The organism is Rickettsia endosymbiont of Villa modesta, from assembly GCF_964026485.1.
Taxonomy (GTDB): Bacteria; Pseudomonadota; Alphaproteobacteria; order Rickettsiales; family Rickettsiaceae; genus Rickettsia; species Rickettsia asembonensis.
This window is the reverse complement of the sequence record NZ_OZ032157.1, coordinates 976,074-994,743: the sequence shown is the minus strand read 5'-3', so window position 1 is coordinate 994,743 and position 18,670 is coordinate 976,074. Positions and strand designations below refer to the sequence as shown.

The window sequence follows — 18,670 nt, the reverse complement described above, 5'->3', positions numbered from 1 at the left end:
AGCAGTGCCATCCCACATGGGTGTCAACTTAAGAATCGATGTCATTCCCGCGAAAGCGGGAATCCAGTAATAAAAAGATACATACAAGGTAAGTTTTTAAAATTAAAAGCTCGATTTATCTCGCTTTTTTCTGGATTCCCGCTTTCGCGGGAATGACATAAACGAACCATGCGGGCAGCCCCCCTTTAACTAGGAATAACCTAGAAACGGATGTAAGAAAAAATAAAAAAATGATCAATAACAATTTTATTTTCAAGATAGCTTTCAGATATTTTAGAGCTAAGAAAAACGAAAAATTTGTTTCTATTATTTCTGCCTTTTCTTTAGTAGGCGTAATGATCGGGGTTGCAGCATTAATAGTAGTCATGTCCGTTATGAACGGTTTTCATATAGAGCTTACTAAAAATATTATCGGCTTAAATGGGGATATAGTAATAAATCGGCAAGGCGGTAGTATTGATAACTATGAAGAAATTAAAGCTAAACTCCTAAAACAAGATTATGTAAAGCATGTAACATTCATCGCTCACGGTCAAGCTTTGGCTCTCGGTAAAAGTAATAATAGCGGCGTGCTTGTTAAAGGTATGAAATTAAAGGATCTAAGTTTAAGAAATGAAATTTTTAAAAATGTAAATTTCGGTAGTTTTGATGATTTTCACGGCAAAAACGTAATAGCACTTGGAGAACAATTAGCAAGTAATTTAGGCGTAACAATTGGGGATAAGATTAGATTAATTTCACCAAATTCAGTTTCTACCGCCTTTGGCAGTATGCCAAGATCAAAAGAATTTAAAATTATCGCAATTTTCAATAGCGGTATGTATGATTATGATTTGACAACGATATTAATGCCGCTTACCGCAGCACAAAATTTCTTATCTCTCGGAGACGATATTAATTTAATCGAAATTAATAGTCTAGATCCCGATAAAGCTCTTGCATATTCATATAAAATACAATCATTATTAGGTCCAAACCTATACGTATTTAATTGGCAAACCTTAAATTCACAGTTTTTAAGTGCCCTTGCTGTCGAGCGTACGGCTATGTTTACCATTCTATCTTTAATTATTACGGTTGCCGCATTTAATATTATTTCAAGCTTATTTATGCTTGTTAAAGATAAAACTTCAGATATTGCAATTCTTAGAACTATGGGAGCAAGCACTAAGCAAATAATGCTTATTTTTATCTATAACGGAATGTTTATAGGATTACTTGGCACAACACTAGGGGTAATCCTTGGTGTTACTTTCTCTTATAATATTCAAACTATCAAGAATTATTTGGAGCGTATAACCGGTACTAAAATTTTCGAGGCAGCTATTTATTTTCTTTATAGTTTACCTTCAAAAGTAAGAGCTGAGGATATTATTTTAATTACCTCTTTATCTATAATATTGTGTTTTCTTGCGACAATTTATCCTTCTTATAGAGCCTCAAAATTAAATCCCGTGGATGCCCTAAGATATGAATAATACAGTCCTCATTCTAAAAAATATCTCGAAACATTACAGCCAAGGCAAAACTATTGTTAGAGTACTCGATGATCTTAATTTAACGGTTAATGAGGGTGAATTAATCGCTATAATAGGTTCTTCAGGTAGCGGCAAATCAACTTTACTGCATATTGCCGGCTTGCTTGATAAACCTACAAACGGTCAAGTCATCATACCAAATAGCAAGTATCAAAAATATCATCTCATTCGTCTTCATTATTTAGGTTTTATCTATCAACAACATCACTTACTTAAAGATTTTACCGCTCTTGAAAATGTTATTATGCCAAGGCTTATTAGCGGTCTTGATCAAAAAGAAGCAATAGAAGATGCAACAAAGATATTAGATGATTTAGGACTTGGGAAAAAACTCTATAATATGCCCGGAGAATTATCGGGAGGAGAACAACAACGGGTCGCTATAGCTCGGAGCTTAATTAATAAGCCAAAGATTATTTTAGCAGATGAACCGACAGGTAATTTAGATCCCAAAACTACAAATGAAGTATTTAATTTATTTTTAAAAGTAGCAAAAGAACAAAACACCGCAGTTATTATGGTAACACATAACCATGAGTTAGCACATAAAATGGATAAATTATATAAGCTAAAGCACGGATTATTAAATATAGCTTGATTTAAAGCTCAAAAATTCTAATAATTATATATAGATTCTGTGAAAATTTCTAAAAAGATTTAATTTTGGCTCTTTTTTGCTACAAATTATAAGATTTTTTTGAAATATGAATAACATCCTATCAAAAATCTTATTAATTTTCGCTAGAAAATATTCCAAAATATTAAATCAATTAGAAATTTTCACAGAACCTAATATTCTTTTAATAAAGGTTAGTAATGGCTGAGCCTATTATATTTACTCTTTTACTTGGCAATAAAGATCAGATATTAGAAAGAATAAACAATCAGGAAGCTCAAAATAAACTACCCATTATCCCGCTTCAAGTTAATAAAGAATCACATATATCCGATAAAGAACGTATTTTTTCGGAAATCTTAGAAAAATCCCGCAAAGAGGGCAAAACACCGATTTTTAACATTCAACTTAACAATAATAATGTAAAACCAATTTTTCGGGTACAAGATTTAATTAATTCGCAAAATTTAAATATAAAAACTACTATTACTTTTGATCAATATAATTCATTAACCCAAAATCCTGAGCTGGAAGCTTATTGGAAGCAAATTATGGAAAAAGTTGATCATGTTTTTTTCACAAATGAAGCAGATCAAAATTTAGCTATAGCTGATGGTATAGTACCAAAAGATAAAACCACTACAATTACGGATATAAGTTTAGTAACATCTGTTTTTAACAATCTTGTATATGTTCGTGAAATTGACCAGTTGCTCTCCGGTACGATACCTGACAAAGCAAAATTAGATAAACTAATAAAAACAGCTAAAAATCAAGGTGGTAGAGTAATTATAGAAACTTGGCCTATCTCTACGGATGAAGCAACAAATCTTATAACTGCTAAATTTGGTATTACCTCTGAAGATCAAATTTACGGATTGAAACTTGAAATTAATGAAATCTTAAAAGATCCAAATAATGCTGCTGAAAACTTTAAAAAATATGTATCACAAATATCTAGGCAATTTCAAAAAGATTTAGGTAAAGCTGAGGTAAATCCTATTGACTTTAATTTTAATACAAAGAAAGTTATGAAGGATAGAGCTGAGGATATACAAAAAGAACAAACAACATCATATGAACCTCTACAAGAAAATCAACCACAACCACAAGGTTTTTTTAGAAGAGTTTTTAACTATTTTAAAGATATAGTAACTAGTTTTAAAGAAACAATATTCGGCAACAAAGAAGAACCTAAAACTCAAGAATCAACAACTCCAACTACGGAAGCAATGACGCAAGAACAGCAAGTAGTTGCTGTCCCTTCTATAACTCAACCGGAGCAACAAGCTTCTGTGAGTAATACAAAACCATGGGAAGAACTAGGAATTACACAAAAAATGTATGAAGCATCTCTGCAAGTAGAAAAACAATTAATTAAATCGCTAATAGAGCCAAAAATACCTGAAAAAAAATCATCACCGGTTATAAATACTGAAGATCCTGAGGCTCAAGCCGGTATTTACAATACAGACAATATAAAACAACCTGAGTATTTATACACTGAAGATGATATAAAAAATATACTGGAAGCAAATATAGATAAGAATAAATTCTCTATATTTCATCACGCCTCTTTAGAAGAGCCGGAAATACTAAAAGATACTCTTCATGCTACAGGAGAGGGGTTACTATTAGATAACAAATCTGCAATTATACCACTAAATACAGGACATAAACATTGGTTACTCTTGGCAGCTAGTAAAGATGATAAAGGTAATATAAACTTTATTTATAATGACCCCTATGGTAAGCCATTAGAAACTCGTCCAAAAGTAACAGAATATATTAACGAAGTTTATCCCGGTGCAAAAATAATAGATCTAAACACCAAACAACAAGAAAACGCTTATGATTGCGGGGTTTTCGTATGCGATAGTGCAATAAAATTTTCTAAAGGTCAAAAAATTCTAACTACTGAAGAATCTAAAGGACAAGGTATAAATTTAAGAAAGGCTCAAGCTAATACTCTATTAATGCAACAGCAAGCACAAGAAATCGTGAGACCAAAAACAAATTCTGTACAGCAATCAAGTAATAAATTTCAAGAATTAGTGAAGAATCAAAAAACAAATGATCACTCTAGACGACTCTAATATACTCTTATAAGAATAAGTAGTATACTTGATACAACTTTAAAAAGAGCAAGGAGTTCAAAGTCCTCGGAGCGGAGCGTATACTTAATACGTAAGTACCACAGCTCTTGTAGAACGACGTAGCCAATTTTTCATTTACTAGAGGTATATACTTCTTTTACCTGAAGAATTGGTAGTATTAGATATTAATTATCCATAAGAACATTGATTATTCGCTCATCTAAATATTCATTTTCCAACTTTTCAAGTTAAAGAAGTATATATACTTCTTCAACATGAAGAGTTGTTAAAATGATTAGGCACAATGGTTTGAAAATTGTCATTTACCAATGAAGAAATTTTATTTTTATATTTTTCAATATTTTCAAAAAATATTCGTATAGAATCAGTAAATGTCTCAAAATTCGCATAAAATTTATTGTTACTTACAACAGAATGCATAAATTTCCACAGTCGTTCAATTGGATTCAAATTAGGACTATATGCTGGCAAAAATAGTAACTCTATTTTACTGTATTGTAGATATTCTTTTACCTTTTTTGACCTATGATATCCAGCATTATCGCATATCAAATAAATCTTACTTTTATCTTGATTATTTGCTTCTAATTTCTTTAAAAATTCAATAATATAATCACCATTAACCTTAGGATTGTCAGTTGTTACTACCTCTAAATCCTTAAGATTAATAGCACCAATAATATGTTTACGCTTCCAACCACTGAAACTTGGTAATGTTTTAACTACATTCTTTCTAATCCAACCAAATTTTGCTCGAGTTTGGTATTGAGGATGAACACTATCCATAAAATAAATAGACTCATCTTTAGCTAAATTATTTTTTAGCAAACTATATTGCAGCTTAAATTCCTCTTGCTTAGCTAAATCTATTTTTCCAGGAATTAACTTAGGTTTCTTATAACTAAAACCAAGTCTGTGTAACAGCTTGATTACCCCAGCTAATGTATAGATTACTCCATATTGACGTTCTATGAACAAACCTATATCTCTAGCATACACATAATTATTATTTTCTAGATGAACTATTAACTCTGCTTCCTCCTGTCTAGTAAGTTTACTATCACTACCGCCATTTCCAGGCTTAAGCTTCTGAGCATTATGATAATCTATTAAATGTTTTCTTATCCCTTCATCACTCAGTAATAACACTTTCGATATCTCATCAATACTATAGCTATCATCATACGTGAGAACAGCTTTGATTCTATCACAAATCCTCTTATCCCTTTCGCTTCTATGGTAAAGCTTTAATTCTTCTTTTTCTACTGATGTTAATTTTCTATAAATCCATTCTTACTTAATAACACTTGCTGACTTCTTTGACAATTTTTCATTTACTAGAGGTATACGTTCTTATATACTTCTTTAACTTGAAAAGTTGGAAAATGAATATTTAGATGAGCGAATAATCAATGTTCTTATGGATAATTAATATCTAATACTACCAATTCTTCAGGTAAAAGAAGTATATAGGTAGCATTATATTCATCGCTGCCGCATAAATGGCTACCTATAGCTCTTGAGTTATCTATAAAATCTAAACGATGAAATAAGCTATTTTCTGCTTTGGCAAAATATTTTACAATATTATTATTTTCTAGAATATATATATATTCTTTATTAGCAAGGATTTGATGATCGTAATCGTTATAGTGAATTTGCAATTCCTCTTTATAGAGTAATTCATTTAAATTTTCGGGCAGACAATACGCCATCCCCTCACCATAACCATAATTATCTATAATTCTGTTAACTCGGTACTTTCCGGATAATCTTGAAAAAATTTCTTTTGCAAAAATACTATTTAATATCCCCAATTACTCATAATGTCCCCACATGCTAAGTATTTTTATTATTTTTTCTTTTTCAAAGATTTCATATACCAATCTATGCTGTAAATTAATTCTTATAGAATGCTTACCTACTAAATCACGGTAAAGTTTTTTACTATTTGGAAGAGTGGGATTAACAGCTAAATCATTACATAATTGTTCTGCTTTATCTATTAATTTAGCTGCAATTAATGTATCTTTGTCAGCTATAGTTTTTTTGTGATATATCAAAGTATATTTCATTTTTTCCAAAATTCCTCATGGCTAACAAATTCTTCTAATGGTTCTTTACTAGCTTCAAGGATTCTTTTTACTAAGCCCGGTTTAGAGTACAAATATAAAGTTTCTTGCAATCCTTCATAGTCTTGTTCTGATATGATTACTGCATTATTACGTTTTCCCTTTATATAAATAGGTTCATGAGTTTTATTTGTCTCATCAATAAGATTAAATAATTTAGCTCGTGCCTGCGTGCTTGTATAAATAGTCATAATATTATCTCTGGGGAGTTATATATTTAAGTGTACACTATTACGTACATAATAGCAAGAATTAACCTACGCTTAGGGGTAAATTATACCGAGATAATCTTGAAAAAATTTCTTGGATTGGATTGTTTTTTTGAGGGCATTTGGTATATATCTATGTCATTTCTGCGTAGATCGAAAAACCAGTTCAATGTCATTCCCGCGAAAGCGGGAATGACATAGTACTTTGCTAATTCTGCAATATTTTCATCAGCAAATTAATCTCTTCGCGTAATTCTATATCGTTTTCCAGCAATTCTTCTACTTTCTTAATAGCATGCATAACCGTCGTGTGGTCTTTTTTACCGAATTTTTTACCGATATCTGCAAGGCTTTTCGGTGTTAATGCTTTACTAAGATACATAGCTATTTGACGCGGTCTTGCAACTTCTCGTAATCTTCGAGAAGAAGACATATCGGATAATTTAATATTATAACGACTAGCTACCTTTTTCTGAATATCTTCAACGGTAATTATTCTTTCATTAGAACGTAATAAATCTCTTAAAATATTTTGTGTATTTTCGAGTGTAATTTCTTTTAAAGTAAAATTAGAATGAGCTATCACTTTATTTAAAGCTCCTTCAAGCTCTCTAACGTTTGAGACGATTTTAGATGCTAAAAAATCAATTACGTCTTTCGGTATTTTAACATTCATCTGCTCAATCTTAGATTCTAGAATACCGAGTCGTAGCTCATAAGTAGTACTATGAACGTCGGCAACTAAGCCCCACCCAAGTCGAGACTTTATCCGATCTTCAATATTATCTAAATCTGAAGGGGACCTATCACAAGAAATAACCATTTGACGGTTATTATCAATCAATGTATTAAAGGTATGGAAAAATTCTTCCTGCGTACTATCTTTACCGCAAATAAATTGAATATCATCAATCATTAACACGTCAACTGAGCGGAATTTCTCTTTAAACGAGATTACTTCTTTATTACGCAGAGCTTTAACAAACTGATACATAAACTTCTCTGCAGACATATATATCACTTTGCGGCTTGGGTTATTCTGCTTGATATACCAACCGATTGCATGCATTAAATGAGTTTTACCAAGCCCTACACCGCCATATAGAAAAAGCGGATTAGACTCAGAAACCGCACCTGATGATTCCGCAACCGCTCTTGCTGCTGCATAAGCTAGTTCATTTGGGGCTCCAACTACAAAATTATCGAAAGTAAAACGTACGTCAAGGGTTGAAAAGATATTTTCCGAATTAAGCTCACTGCTGCTGATATCGGCAAAAGTCTTAGTAGGTAATTCTATAACTGTTTGGGTTGTCCCAGGTAACTCTTTAGTAATTATTTCAATCGACTTAATGGTATTATTATAATGTTGAAATAGTTGCAATATGACCATAGAGTATTTGGATTTTATCCAATCTCTAACAAAGTTAGTAGGGGCACAAAGAATAACGGTATTTAATGAAGACTCTATAAAATTGACTTTACTAAACCAGCTATTATATAGAGTTTCACCGTAATGATTGTAAAGATCTTGAGCCACGTGACTCCAGACATTTACATAATTATCACCTTGATCCGTTAAAATTATTTGATTAGTACTCACTTAAAACTGCCACGGTAAGTTATTTTGTTTCCAGCCTTTGCCTTGATTATTTCCTTCAAAGCCGTCACTAATATTATAACAATTTTTATAACCTATATTAGTTATAAAATTTGCTGCGATAACGTTTGTAAGAAGTTTGTTGCATCTATTTTATCTTTAATTATAGATAAAAAATTATCTTCAAAATCTTTATTCAATTGCCAACTTAGAAAGACCACCTTATTTTTATTATCTAAATGAGGTATCCCAACTTGTTGCCACTCTTCTTTAGTTCTAACATCCACAAGAAAAGCATTATCATTTGAAATTAATATATCATAAGCTTTTGTAGAACAGATATTTTGAACCGACATATTTACGCTTTTTTGCTGTTATTGATAATAAAAGTTAATAGAATTTTACCCATGTAGAATGGATTTATTAGAGTGCTTAATTATTAAAGCATTTTAAAATGATCTTGGTATTTAGGTTCTGTGAACAAAATTTTAAATAATATATTTTAGTTCTTTTTTGCTACAAATTATAAGATTTTTTTGAAATATGAATAACTACTCCTACAAAAATCTTATTAATTTTCGCTAAAAAATACCTTAAAATATAAATAGTTAAAGTTTTGTTCACAGAACCTAGTAAATTTAATAATATTATTATAAAAAAATTTTGCAAGATGTTATAGATGAATAAATTAAATAAAAACTCTTTACAAAAGAAACTTTTTTACCGTAGTAAAAACCGCGGTTGTAAAGAAATGGATTATATACTCGGTAGCTTTGCTGAAAAGTACCTATCCTTAATGGATGAAAAAAAACTTGGAAGCTATTCTTTAATACTTGATCAAAACGATAATGACCTTTATAATTGGATTAATAATAAATCTTCTGCTCCTTCTTATCTAGATGCCGAAATAATTGATAAATTACGCAAAATAGCAAAAATATAAATTCCTGTAGAATGTTACAACAAAAATTTCCGGCGGCTGCCAAATCTTTCTTTGCAATCGATAGTTTTACTAAGAATCTTAAGCAAGATTTTATCTTAAGTAGCAGTAATGAAGAGGAGGCGTTGCAATCATACAAGCAAGCTTTATTTTTTTCTTCTAATGAAAATATTTATTACTTTCCAAGCTATGATACTATCCCTTACGACCATACGTCACCAAATGCAAATATCTTATCTAGACGTGCAGAAACATTAACCAAGCTAACAACAGATAATAGTAACGGCAAATTACTCATAACTCATGCAGCGAACTTATTAAACAAATTACCGCCGAAAGATTTTTTTTCTAAATATTTTTTAAAATTATCTCCTAAAATGAAATTTACTACGGATGAGCTTGCTATGTTTCTAGTAGAAAATAGTTTTACAAGAAATGCGAGTAGCATCGATGTCGGGGAATTTGCGGTTAGAGGCGAAATCATTGATATAATATTGCCTGGTCCTAAAGCTTATAGAATTAATTTTAGCTGGGATTATATTGAATCAATAAAAGAATTTGATATTGATACACAAATTTCAACTAAATCTTGCAGCGAACTCGTTATTAGTCCTGCAAATGAGATAGTTTTAAACTCTGAAACAATCGGTAATTTTAAGAATAATTACTTACGAAATTTTGGAGTTAATCATACCGATAATCCTTTATATGAAGTGGTGATATCGGGAAGAAAATTCGCAGGATATGAACAATTACTTCCGTTATTTTATAATTCCTGCTCTAACTTAGTAGATTACCTAAACAATCCTATTTTCATATTTGATAATTTATCAAAACAAGCCATTTTAGAGTTTGAGCATAGTTATAACGATTTTTATTCAGCAAGGTCAGAGGCAAATAAACTTAAATTTAATAGTTTCTATCCCACCCTTTCACCGACTAGCTTATATTTTACCGCTTCTGAAATAACAGAATTACTAGAACAAAAAAATAATATATTGATTAGTTATGAAAATTCTGAGCAAGCAACTCTAATTGAAAATATTAGTTCCGCAAGTTTTATAGAAAAGAAAACGATTTTCGATAAATTATTTGAGATTATTAAAGCTCATTCTTCTAAAAAAATCGTAATAGGTACAGCTTCTTTAAGCGGTCTTGAGAGAATTAAAAGCATCACTCAAAATTATGAATATAAATATAATGAGATCAATAAATTAGATGAGGCTAAGGCTTCAGTAATAAATGTCGGGATAATTCCTTTAAATCAAAGCTTTTATACTAAAGAATATTTATTTATTACCGCTAGCGAATTATTAGAAGCAAAACCTAGCTCTACAAACACCAACAAAAAGCTTAAAAATATCTTGCTGGAGCTTGATAATTTAGCTGAAGGTGAGTTTGTAGTACACAAAGATCATGGAATAGGGCAGTTTTTAAAGCTAGAAGCTTTAGAAATCAAAGACAAACTACATGATTTTTTAAAGATTTTATATGCCGGTAATGATAAATTATATATACCGGTTGAAAATATAGAGGTAATAAAAAAATACGGTAATGATAATGCAGAGCTTGATAAGCTTGGCAGTGTCTCATGGCAAAGAAGTAAGGCGAAACTTAAAAACCGTATAAAAGAGATAGCACTGCATTTAATACAAATAGCAGCTAAAAGGAAACTTAATAGCAGTGCTTCCGTTGAATTTGACCTTGAAGAATATGATAAATTTTGTGCTAATTTTCCATTCAGCGAAACGGAAGACCAGTTAACCGCTATAAACGATATTAAAGAAGATCTAAGAAACGGTATGTTAATGGATAGGTTAATATGCGGTGATGTCGGGTTTGGTAAAACAGAGGTAGCAATGCGTGCCGTCTTTATGGTAGCAAAATCTCTAAATGAACATTTACCTCAAGTAGCCGTAGTTGTACCGACAACTATTTTATGTAGTCAACATTTTTCAAGGTTCATAGAAAGGTTTAAGAGTTTTGGTTTAAATATTAAGCAATTATCTAGCGTTGTTAGTTCTAAAGAAGCAAAAATTATAAGATCGGAGCTTGAAAGCGGTAAAATAAATATAATAATAGGCACTCATTCTTTATTACACAAAAATACAAAATTCTTTAATTTGAAATTGTTAATAATCGATGAAGAACAACATTTCGGTGTCGGTCAAAAAGAATTTCTTAAATCGCTAAAATCCTCTTCCCATGTACTTGCAATGTCGGCAACACCGATTCCTAGAACGCTGCAAATGTCAATGACCGGTTCAAAAGAACTTAGTATTATTGCAACGCCGCCTTTAAACAGGTTGGAAGTTCGGACGATGGTTATGCCGTTTGATCCCGTTATTATCAGAGATGCATTATTACGCGAACATTTTAGAGGTGGAAGAAGCTTTTATGTAGTTCCAAGAATTAAAGATATAGAGGATATCGAAAAACAATTAAAACAAATCGTGCCGGAATTAAGTTATAAAATAGCTCACGGAAAAATGACCCCGAGTAAAATTGATGAGGTTATGAGCGAGTTTTATGCCGGTAAATTCGATATACTAGTCTCAACTACTATTATAGAATCAGGAATTGATATAGCCGAAGCAAATACCATGGTCATACATAAGGCCGATATGCTGGGGCTTAGTCAGCTATATCAATTACGTGGTCGAATAGGTCGAGGTAAAGTGCGGGGCTATGCCTATCTAACGGTAGCAAGTCATAAAAAGATGACATCGCACTCCTTAAGACGTTTAGAGATAATACAAAATAGTTGTGCTTTAGGCTCAGGTTTTACTATTGCAAGTCATGATATGGATTTACGGGGCTTCGGTAATTTGATAGGTGAAGAACAATCAGGACAAATTAAAGAAGTAGGTACTGAACTCTATCAAGAAATGTTGGAAGAACAAATAGCTATTTTTAAAGATGAACCAATTGTCTCGGAACAGCTATTTATTCCGACTATTAATTTAGGATTATCCGTCTTTATTCCCGATAATTATATATCCGATTCAGCCCTTAAACTTGGGCTATATAGAAGAATAGGTAATTTAAGCAATGAGATAGAAGTAGAGAAATTTAAAGATGAGATGATTGATAGATTCGGCTCACTACCGATTGAATTTAATAATTTACTTGATATTGTAAAAATAAAACTATTATGCTTTAAGTTAAATATTGAGAATTTAGATTCAGGAGATAACGGATTTGTGATTAAATTTTATAAAAATGCCGATATGACCGATAAAATTTTGAAATTCGTTAGTACTTACTCTAATCAGGCAAAAATCAAACCGGATAATAAATTAGTATATATCAAGAAATTAGTAGATAAAAATATAATTGTTGAGGCGAATCAGTTACTTTGGAATTTGTCGGAGGTGTAGGTATAATTATGTTATTTCCTGCACTCTTCTATGTCATTCCCGCGAAAGTGGGAATCCAGTGTAAAGCGAGATAAATCGAGCTTTTAATTTCAAAAATTTGTTGTATTTATACTTTTTTTCTGGATTCCCGCCTACGCGGGAATGACATCGAGTGGGTTTTACAAGTCATACAACAATGCCGTAATTTCCGTAGCTCAGACGGTAACATTTTTTTAACATAATAACCATGCCCCATAATCTAAAACAATTATTTGAGCAACATAACGTAAAAGGTTTGTCGATTAATTCTAAAACCGTTAAGGAGAATGATGTCTTTTTTGCGATTAAGGGACAAAATGCCGATGGAAATGATTTTATTAAGGATGCTTTAAACAAAGGTACAGTATTAGTAATTACAGACAATAAAAAAAATACTATTATAGATGATAAAGTAATTTACGTAGAGGATGTACAGGCAGCTTTATATGAAGCCATAGAAATATTCTATCCTAAAAAACCAAAGAATCTAATAGTCGTAACCGGTACTAACGGTAAAAGCTCGGTAGTGTCCTATATAGCTCAAACATATTCATTACTTGGAAAAAAAGCCGCATCTATAGGTACTATAGGGGTAGAAATATTTGGCTGCGATAATCTTATAAATGATGTGCCGGAATTAACCACGCTTGATTATTTAAGCTTTAGAAAAATTGCTCATAATTTAGCTGAAAACAATATAGAATATTTAGCTTTTGAAGCTTCTAGTCATGGTCTTAATCAAGCAAGACTTGGGGAAATAAAAGTAAATATCGCATGTTTTACTAGCTTTAGTCAGGATCATCTAGATTATCACCATACAAAAGAAAATTATTTATTAGCCAAACTGAAATTATTTACCGAGCATTTATTACAAGGCGGTCTTGCAATATTAAATTCCGATATAGAAGAAATAGAGTTTATTAAAGATTATCTGCGTAACCATAATATTAAATTTATCACTGTTGGAAAAAAAGGTGATGTACAAATAACTAAAATTAATGGTTCTTTAAAAGGACAAAATATTAATTTTGCATTTAATAATAGACCTCTTCGGAAACTCGCTTATGGTAGGGAATTTGAAGGAGACACGGAACACAGCACCGCAGCGTATATAGACATACGTGAGGATGCGAGTACCGGATCGACGTATAAATTATCAGCAGAAGTAGAGTTTCCGAAGAGGTCTAATAGAGAATATAATTTTAATACCCCGATAATCGGTAGTTTTCAGGCTAGCAATTTGTTAATTGCTGCTCTTAGCGTGCATTATACCGGTTTTGCTTTCGATGAGATTATAGATTCTTTAGTAGAAGTTAAACCGGTAAAAGGCAGAATGGAGCGAATAGGCAACACTAATATTTTTGTTGATTATTCCCATACTCCGGATGCTCTTGAAAAAGCTTTAACGGAACTGAAAAATGCTAAATTACGTGATAGTAAGCTAAACGTAGTTTTTGGTTGTGGCGGTAATCGTGATAAGACAAAAAGAAGTCTTATGGGGCAGATAGCCGCAAGACTTGCCGATACCGTCATAATTACCGATGACAACCCACGCAATGAAGACTCAAAATTGATCAGAGCTGAAATCATAAGCGGTATAGAGAAAGCGGATTATACGGAAATAGCAAATAGAGAAGCAGCTATTAAATACGGGATAAATAATTTAAAACAAGATGATATTTTATTAATTGCCGGTAAAGGTCATGAAAATTACCAAATTATAGGCGATAAGAAATTACCTTTTGATGATGCTGAAATTGTGAAGTATGTCATTCCCGCGAAAGCGGGAATCCAGCGTAAAGCGAGATAAATCGAGCTTTTAGTTTTAAAAATTTACTGTGTATGCCCCTTTTTATTACTGGATTCCTGCTTTCGCGGGAATGACATAGAGTGAGCTTTTCGAACCACACAACAATGCTTACTTGGGAATGACATAAACAAGCCATACAACAACACATAAATAACAAAAACATATGATTTGGAACTCTAAAACTTTAAGTGCTGCTCTCGGTATAACAATCTCTAATTCTATCAATTGTAATGAGGTGCAATTCAACTCCAAAGACGTTAAAAAAGGTGACTTATTTATAGCACTTCAAGGTAATAGAGACGGTCACGATTACGCTTTAGATGCAATAGATAAAGGAGCGGCAGCCATAATTGTTAGTAAGAAAGTAGAGATAAATGATAAAGATAAAATTATCCTAGTTGATGATTGTTTTGAAGCTCTACAAAAAATGGCTTTATATAAACGAGAGAATTCAAAAGCTAAATTTATAGCTATAACCGGCAGCGTTGGCAAAACCTCCACTAAAGAAGCATTGAAAATATTATTGCAACATGATTCCCTAGTTTTTGCTAGCAGAGGTAATTTCAATAACAAACTCGGTATGCTTATTAATCTTGCATCAATGGCTGATGATACGGAATATGCCATTTTTGAGCTTGGCATGAACCATAAAGGTGAAATAAGAGAGCTGGTTCAAATATTAAAGCCGAATATTGCTATGATTACTAATATTTCGGAGGCTCATTTAGAATTTTTTAACTCGCTTGAAGAGATAGCTGAAGCTAAATGTGAGATTTTTGAAAATTTTAGCAAAAATGATATTGCCGTTATTAATGCAAATACTAATTGTTATAGCAAAATATTATCGATATTAAAAAACCTTTCTATTGATAGGGTATATAACTTCGGCATATCGCATAATACACCTGCACAATTAGTTTTATATGAGAGCCTAGGAGAGCAAGTCCACTTAAAGTATAAGATAAATAATAAGTCCTTAGAGATAACTGTACCGTTCATTCCTAGGCATTTTGCCGAAAATTATACCGGTGTACTTTTAATTATCGATATATTAGGTAAAGATATAGAGATAGCTGCAAATCACTTAGCGGATATTGCTCCTACTAAAGGAAGAGGGGAGATTATCAATATACAAAATTGTCGTGTAATTTGTGATTACTATAACGCCAGTCTCCAGTCAATGAAAGCTGCATTAGAATATTTAAAACAAGTCCCTGCCGAGAATAAAACCTCTATAATAGGTGATATGCTAGAACTGGGGGAAAGCTCTAAACTGCTACATGAAGAACTAGTACCTTATATACTAGATGCCGGGTGTTCTAAAGTCTATTTAGTAGGAGTAAATACTAAATATATTTATGATTTACTACCTCCCAAAATAGCTAAAAAATACTTTGAAAATGTTGATGAATTAATTACGCATATCACGGATTTATTTGAAATTAATGAGCTTATCTTAATAAAAGGTTCAAGAGGCGTAAAACTTGATAAGATTGTTGATTATTATAAATAAATACACTAGGATATTTTTAATGTTGCCTCAATGTCATTCCTGCGAAAGCAGGAATCCAGTAAAACTATAAAAAACTTATTTTTTATAGTTTATTTTATTAATAGTATAAATAAGATTATTTTCTGGATTCCCGCTTTCGCGGGAATGACATAGGAGTGCAGTAGCAATATCAAAATATACTTTTTAATTTAAATCTACAAATGTTATATAATCTTTTACTTCCTCACATTCATGATTCACATATAGCTAATTTATTTCACTATATTACTTTCCGTAGCGGTCTTGCTATTATTATAACTCTAAGCCTTAGCTTTATCACGGGTCCGATATTAATAAAATTTCTGCGATCTCTTCAAAAAAACGGTCAGCCTATACGCTCAGACGGACCTGAATCGCATCAAACAAAAGCAGGTACTCCGACAATGGGAGGCATTATGATTATTTTGTCTAGTTGTCTTTCTACTTTATTACTTGCTGATTTAACTAATAAATATATTTGGATTACGTTATTTGGTTTTATTAGCTTCGGTATTATAGGATTTATGGATGATTATGCTAAGGTAACCAAAAATAACCATTACGGGATAAGGGGAAAAAGTAAGCTTTTACTGCAAGGAATTATCAGTTTAATCATATGTGTTTTACTAGAATATACCGATAAAAATCCAAGTCATTTACTTAACGTACCGTTTTTTAAAAATTTAAGTTTGGATCTTGGTTATTTTTATATAGTTTTTGCTATATTTGTTATAGTCGGCTCTTCTAATGCCGTGAATCTAACGGATGGGCTTGATGGTCTTGCTACCGTTCCTATTGCTTTTACTGCCGGTTCTTTTGCTTTAATAAGTTATTTAGTAGGAAATCTAATTTACTCAAATTACTTGCAACTAACCTATATACCGAATACCGGAGAGTTAACGGTATTATGTGCGGGATTAGTCGGTAGCTGTCTTGGATTTTTGTGGTTTAATGCACAACCAGCAGAAGTTTTTATGGGCGATACCGGTAGTCTAAGTCTTGGCGGTGTACTTGGCATTATTAGTGTCATTACTAAGCATGAAATAGTTTTAGCTATTGTCGGCGGCTTGTTTGTTATTGAAACTGCATCCGTAATTTTACAGGTATATTATTTCAAAGCTACTAAAGGAAAAAGAATATTTAAAATGGCACCGCTCCATCATCATTTTGAAAAACACGGTTGGGCAGAATCAAAAGTCGTAATAAGATTTTGGATTATTTCAGTTATATTTGCTCTTATAGGCTTATCATCCTTAAAATTACGTTAACTATACTCGTTTATCTACTTTTCATTTATTGAGAATATATTAACATAAATTAACTTTCCCTTTGCTTTTGTACAAGAAATTTACTATAATGCCGACATTAATTTATAGTAGGTGTATGGCGTGGCTAAAGAAATAAATATAAATAAATTATTAGCACAAGAAAATAATGCTTTAAATACTATATTAAGCCAAGTAAATGAATTATGCGAACAAAATAAGAAGTTGCAAGGTTTAATCGAAATACAAAATGAAACTAAAGAACTAGAAAGAGAACATATATAGATCGTTGCCTTGGTTTAAAAGACTTGTAAAAACAGTTTCTAATGTAAAGTATATTTTTGTAAAAAGTGAAGAACAGTTAACAAATGAAGCAATAAAGTATAATAACAAAATATTAAAAGATATTGATAATAAGATATATAATATAGCGGAAAAATCTGCACCTTTAAAGCAAGAATTACAAGAAGAAATCGAAAAAAATTTTAAGGATTTAACAAAGAAAGATTTATCTAAAGAACAAAGAGAAAGATTATCGGAAGTATATTTTAGTTATAAGAGTAAACCTGAAAGATTCTCAGCTCTAAATATGACAAATCCTTTACAATTCATTAAGGCTGAAGAACTAGAGAAACAATATAATTCTTTAAATGCTACAAAACAAAACATCCAAAATTTAATATCTGAGAATTCTAATATCAGAGAACTTAAGGAAATACAAAAACGGATTGCTGAAATTAGGGAAGAAATACCTTATACATTTTTGAAAAATTAAATAATATTTGGCAAAATGTTAAAAATGTTTTTGTAAATAATAGTGAGCAGGTTTTAGCAAAAAACAAAGAAAGTAATACTAGAACAATTAGAAAGTATTGATGAACAATTGTATAAAACGAAGCATAAATTTGAGGAATTAATTGAAAATAAGGAAAGAAATATTAATGATATAATTGCAAAGTTGCCTGACAATGAGGAGTTACAAAAGATAGTAAGTAACCTTACAAATCACATGGCTTCAAAAAAAGAACCAATATTAGCAAATTCGTCCCTAGCTAAACCTTTGGAAAATAATGTAACACCACCGCCTCCTTTATCACAAAATAATATTCCATCACCACTGCCGCCACCCCCTTTGCCGGAAAATAACATTCCGCCACCACCGCCGCCACCTCCTTTATCGAAAAATAACATTCCGCCTCCGCCACCACCGCCTATGCCTACTATGGCTCCGGCTCAGACTGAGATATTATCTAAGCCTGTAGGAGTTACTACGGTTAAAAAACCAGAAAATCAACCACGTCCTTCTATAGATACTTCTGATTTAATGAGAGAAATAGCAAGACCAAAAAATCTAAGAAAAGTTGAAAAAACGGATGTTAAGACACAAGATTCTAGAGACTTATTGCTGCAGTCTATAAACGCGAATTTAGGATAAGGAAGAAGAGAAGCATGGAATAAGAATAAAGTATTTACAAGTTAAGAGTGTTGGGTTACTGAAGTTTTTCAACAAAAAAACA

At 31.6% G+C, this 18,670-nt stretch carries 13 protein-coding genes and 2 pseudogenes; 9 read left to right on the top strand and 6 right to left on the bottom strand.

Going from position 1 to position 18,670, the window contains the following annotated elements; all coding sequences use genetic code 11:
• Positions 1 to 230: 230 nt before the first annotated feature.
• The 3 genes from AC5584_RS05720 to AC5584_RS05710 all read left to right on the top strand — a co-directional run bounded on the left by AC5584_RS05720 (position 231) and on the right by AC5584_RS05710 (position 4,250).
• A complete protein-coding gene (locus AC5584_RS05720) occupies positions 231 to 1,478 on the top strand; it encodes a lipoprotein-releasing ABC transporter permease subunit (protein ID WP_499216141.1) in 1,248 nt (415 codons plus the stop codon).
• Positions 1,471 to 2,136, top strand: coding sequence for an ABC transporter ATP-binding protein (locus tag AC5584_RS05715; RefSeq protein WP_499216140.1), 666 nt, complete (start codon positions 1,471 to 1,473; stop codon positions 2,134 to 2,136). The genes AC5584_RS05720 and AC5584_RS05715 overlap by 8 nt, the downstream gene beginning before the upstream one ends.
• Before the next feature lie 218 nt (positions 2,137 to 2,354).
• The gene (locus tag AC5584_RS05710) at positions 2,355 to 4,250 is read left to right on the top strand and encodes a YopJ family acetyltransferase (protein ID WP_499216139.1); all 1,896 of its coding nucleotides are present in this window, start codon (positions 2,355 to 2,357) and stop codon (positions 4,248 to 4,250) included.
• 270 nt (positions 4,251 to 4,520) lie between these two features.
• On the opposite strand, the gene AC5584_RS05705 is transcribed toward AC5584_RS05710, so the two are convergent.
• The 6 genes and pseudogenes from AC5584_RS05705 to AC5584_RS05680 form a co-directional block, all read right to left on the bottom strand.
• Positions 4,521 to 5,474, bottom strand: a complete 954-nt coding sequence (locus AC5584_RS05705) for an IS630 family transposase (protein ID WP_499217006.1) — start codon at positions 5,472 to 5,474, stop codon at positions 4,521 to 4,523.
• 215 nt (positions 5,475 to 5,689) lie between these two features.
• Positions 5,690 to 6,088 carry a DUF6314 family protein gene (locus AC5584_RS05700; protein ID WP_499216138.1) on the bottom strand — a complete coding sequence of 133 codons (399 nt, stop codon included), beginning with the start codon at positions 6,086 to 6,088 and terminating at the stop codon, positions 5,690 to 5,692.
• On the bottom strand, positions 6,089 to 6,346 hold the full coding sequence (locus tag AC5584_RS05695) for a type II toxin-antitoxin system RelE/ParE family toxin (protein ID WP_499217005.1): 258 nt from the start codon (positions 6,344 to 6,346) through the stop codon (positions 6,089 to 6,091). It abuts the gene before it with no gap.
• A complete protein-coding gene (locus tag AC5584_RS05690; RefSeq protein WP_410527080.1) occupies positions 6,343 to 6,594 on the bottom strand; it encodes a type II toxin-antitoxin system Phd/YefM family antitoxin in 252 nt (83 codons plus the stop codon). The genes AC5584_RS05695 and AC5584_RS05690 overlap by 4 nt, the downstream gene beginning before the upstream one ends.
• A gap of 226 nt (positions 6,595 to 6,820) precedes the next feature.
• On the bottom strand, positions 6,821 to 8,212 hold the full coding sequence (dnaA, locus tag AC5584_RS05685) for a chromosomal replication initiator protein DnaA (RefSeq protein ID WP_410527081.1): 1,392 nt from the start codon (positions 8,210 to 8,212) through the stop codon (positions 6,821 to 6,823).
• Positions 8,213 to 8,565 (bottom strand): annotated as a pseudogene (locus AC5584_RS05680) (rhodanese-like domain-containing protein).
• Positions 8,566 to 8,888: 323 nt separating this feature from the next.
• Between AC5584_RS05680 and AC5584_RS05675 the strand changes: the two are divergent.
• From AC5584_RS05675 to rickA, 6 genes and pseudogenes are all read left to right on the top strand, one after another.
• The gene (locus AC5584_RS05675; protein ID WP_011270705.1) at positions 8,889 to 9,152 is read left to right on the top strand and encodes an FAD assembly factor SdhE; all 264 of its coding nucleotides are present in this window, start codon (positions 8,889 to 8,891) and stop codon (positions 9,150 to 9,152) included.
• Positions 9,153 to 9,163: 11 nt separating this feature from the next.
• On the top strand, positions 9,164 to 12,529 hold the full coding sequence (mfd, locus tag AC5584_RS05670) for a transcription-repair coupling factor (RefSeq protein ID WP_499216137.1): 3,366 nt from the start codon (positions 9,164 to 9,166) through the stop codon (positions 12,527 to 12,529).
• 226 nt (positions 12,530 to 12,755) lie between these two features.
• Positions 12,756 to 14,357 (top strand): UDP-N-acetylmuramyl-tripeptide synthetase, encoded by a 1,602-nt coding sequence (murE, locus tag AC5584_RS05665; RefSeq protein WP_499216136.1) that lies wholly within the window; start codon positions 12,756 to 12,758, stop codon positions 14,355 to 14,357.
• Positions 14,358 to 14,520: 163 nt separating this feature from the next.
• Positions 14,521 to 15,870, top strand: a complete 1,350-nt coding sequence (locus tag AC5584_RS05660; protein ID WP_499216135.1) for a UDP-N-acetylmuramoyl-tripeptide--D-alanyl-D-alanine ligase — start codon at positions 14,521 to 14,523, stop codon at positions 15,868 to 15,870.
• A gap of 200 nt (positions 15,871 to 16,070) precedes the next feature.
• Positions 16,071 to 17,156 carry a phospho-N-acetylmuramoyl-pentapeptide-transferase gene (gene mraY / locus AC5584_RS05655; RefSeq protein WP_499216134.1) on the top strand — a complete coding sequence of 362 codons (1,086 nt, stop codon included), beginning with the start codon at positions 16,071 to 16,073 and terminating at the stop codon, positions 17,154 to 17,156.
• Between the two features lie 120 nt (positions 17,157 to 17,276).
• A pseudogene (rickA, locus tag AC5584_RS05650) lies at positions 17,277 to 18,519 on the top strand (Arp2/3 complex-activating protein RickA); the annotation flags it as partial.
• Between the last annotated feature and the right edge of the window lie 151 nt (positions 18,520 to 18,670).

Coding starts and splice junctions, on each gene's coding strand:
- AC5584_RS05720 (WP_499216141.1), top strand. CDS start 231: ATGATCAATAACAATTTTATTTTCAAGATAGCTTTCAGATATTTTAGA.
- AC5584_RS05715 (WP_499216140.1), top strand. CDS start 1,471: ATGAATAATACAGTCCTCATTCTAAAAAATATCTCGAAACATTACAGC.
- AC5584_RS05710 (WP_499216139.1), top strand. CDS start 2,355: ATGGCTGAGCCTATTATATTTACTCTTTTACTTGGCAATAAAGATCAG.
- AC5584_RS05695 (WP_499217005.1), bottom strand. CDS start 6,346: ATGAAATATACTTTGATATATCACAAAAAAACTATAGCTGACAAAGAT.
- AC5584_RS05690 (WP_410527080.1), bottom strand. CDS start 6,594: ATGACTATTTATACAAGCACGCAGGCACGAGCTAAATTATTTAATCTT.
- AC5584_RS05675 (WP_011270705.1), top strand. CDS start 8,889: ATGAATAAATTAAATAAAAACTCTTTACAAAAGAAACTTTTTTACCGT.
- mfd (WP_499216137.1), top strand. CDS start 9,164: ATGTTACAACAAAAATTTCCGGCGGCTGCCAAATCTTTCTTTGCAATC.
- murE (WP_499216136.1), top strand. CDS start 12,756: ATGCCCCATAATCTAAAACAATTATTTGAGCAACATAACGTAAAAGGT.
- AC5584_RS05660 (WP_499216135.1), top strand. CDS start 14,521: ATGATTTGGAACTCTAAAACTTTAAGTGCTGCTCTCGGTATAACAATC.
- mraY (WP_499216134.1), top strand. CDS start 16,071: ATGTTATATAATCTTTTACTTCCTCACATTCATGATTCACATATAGCT.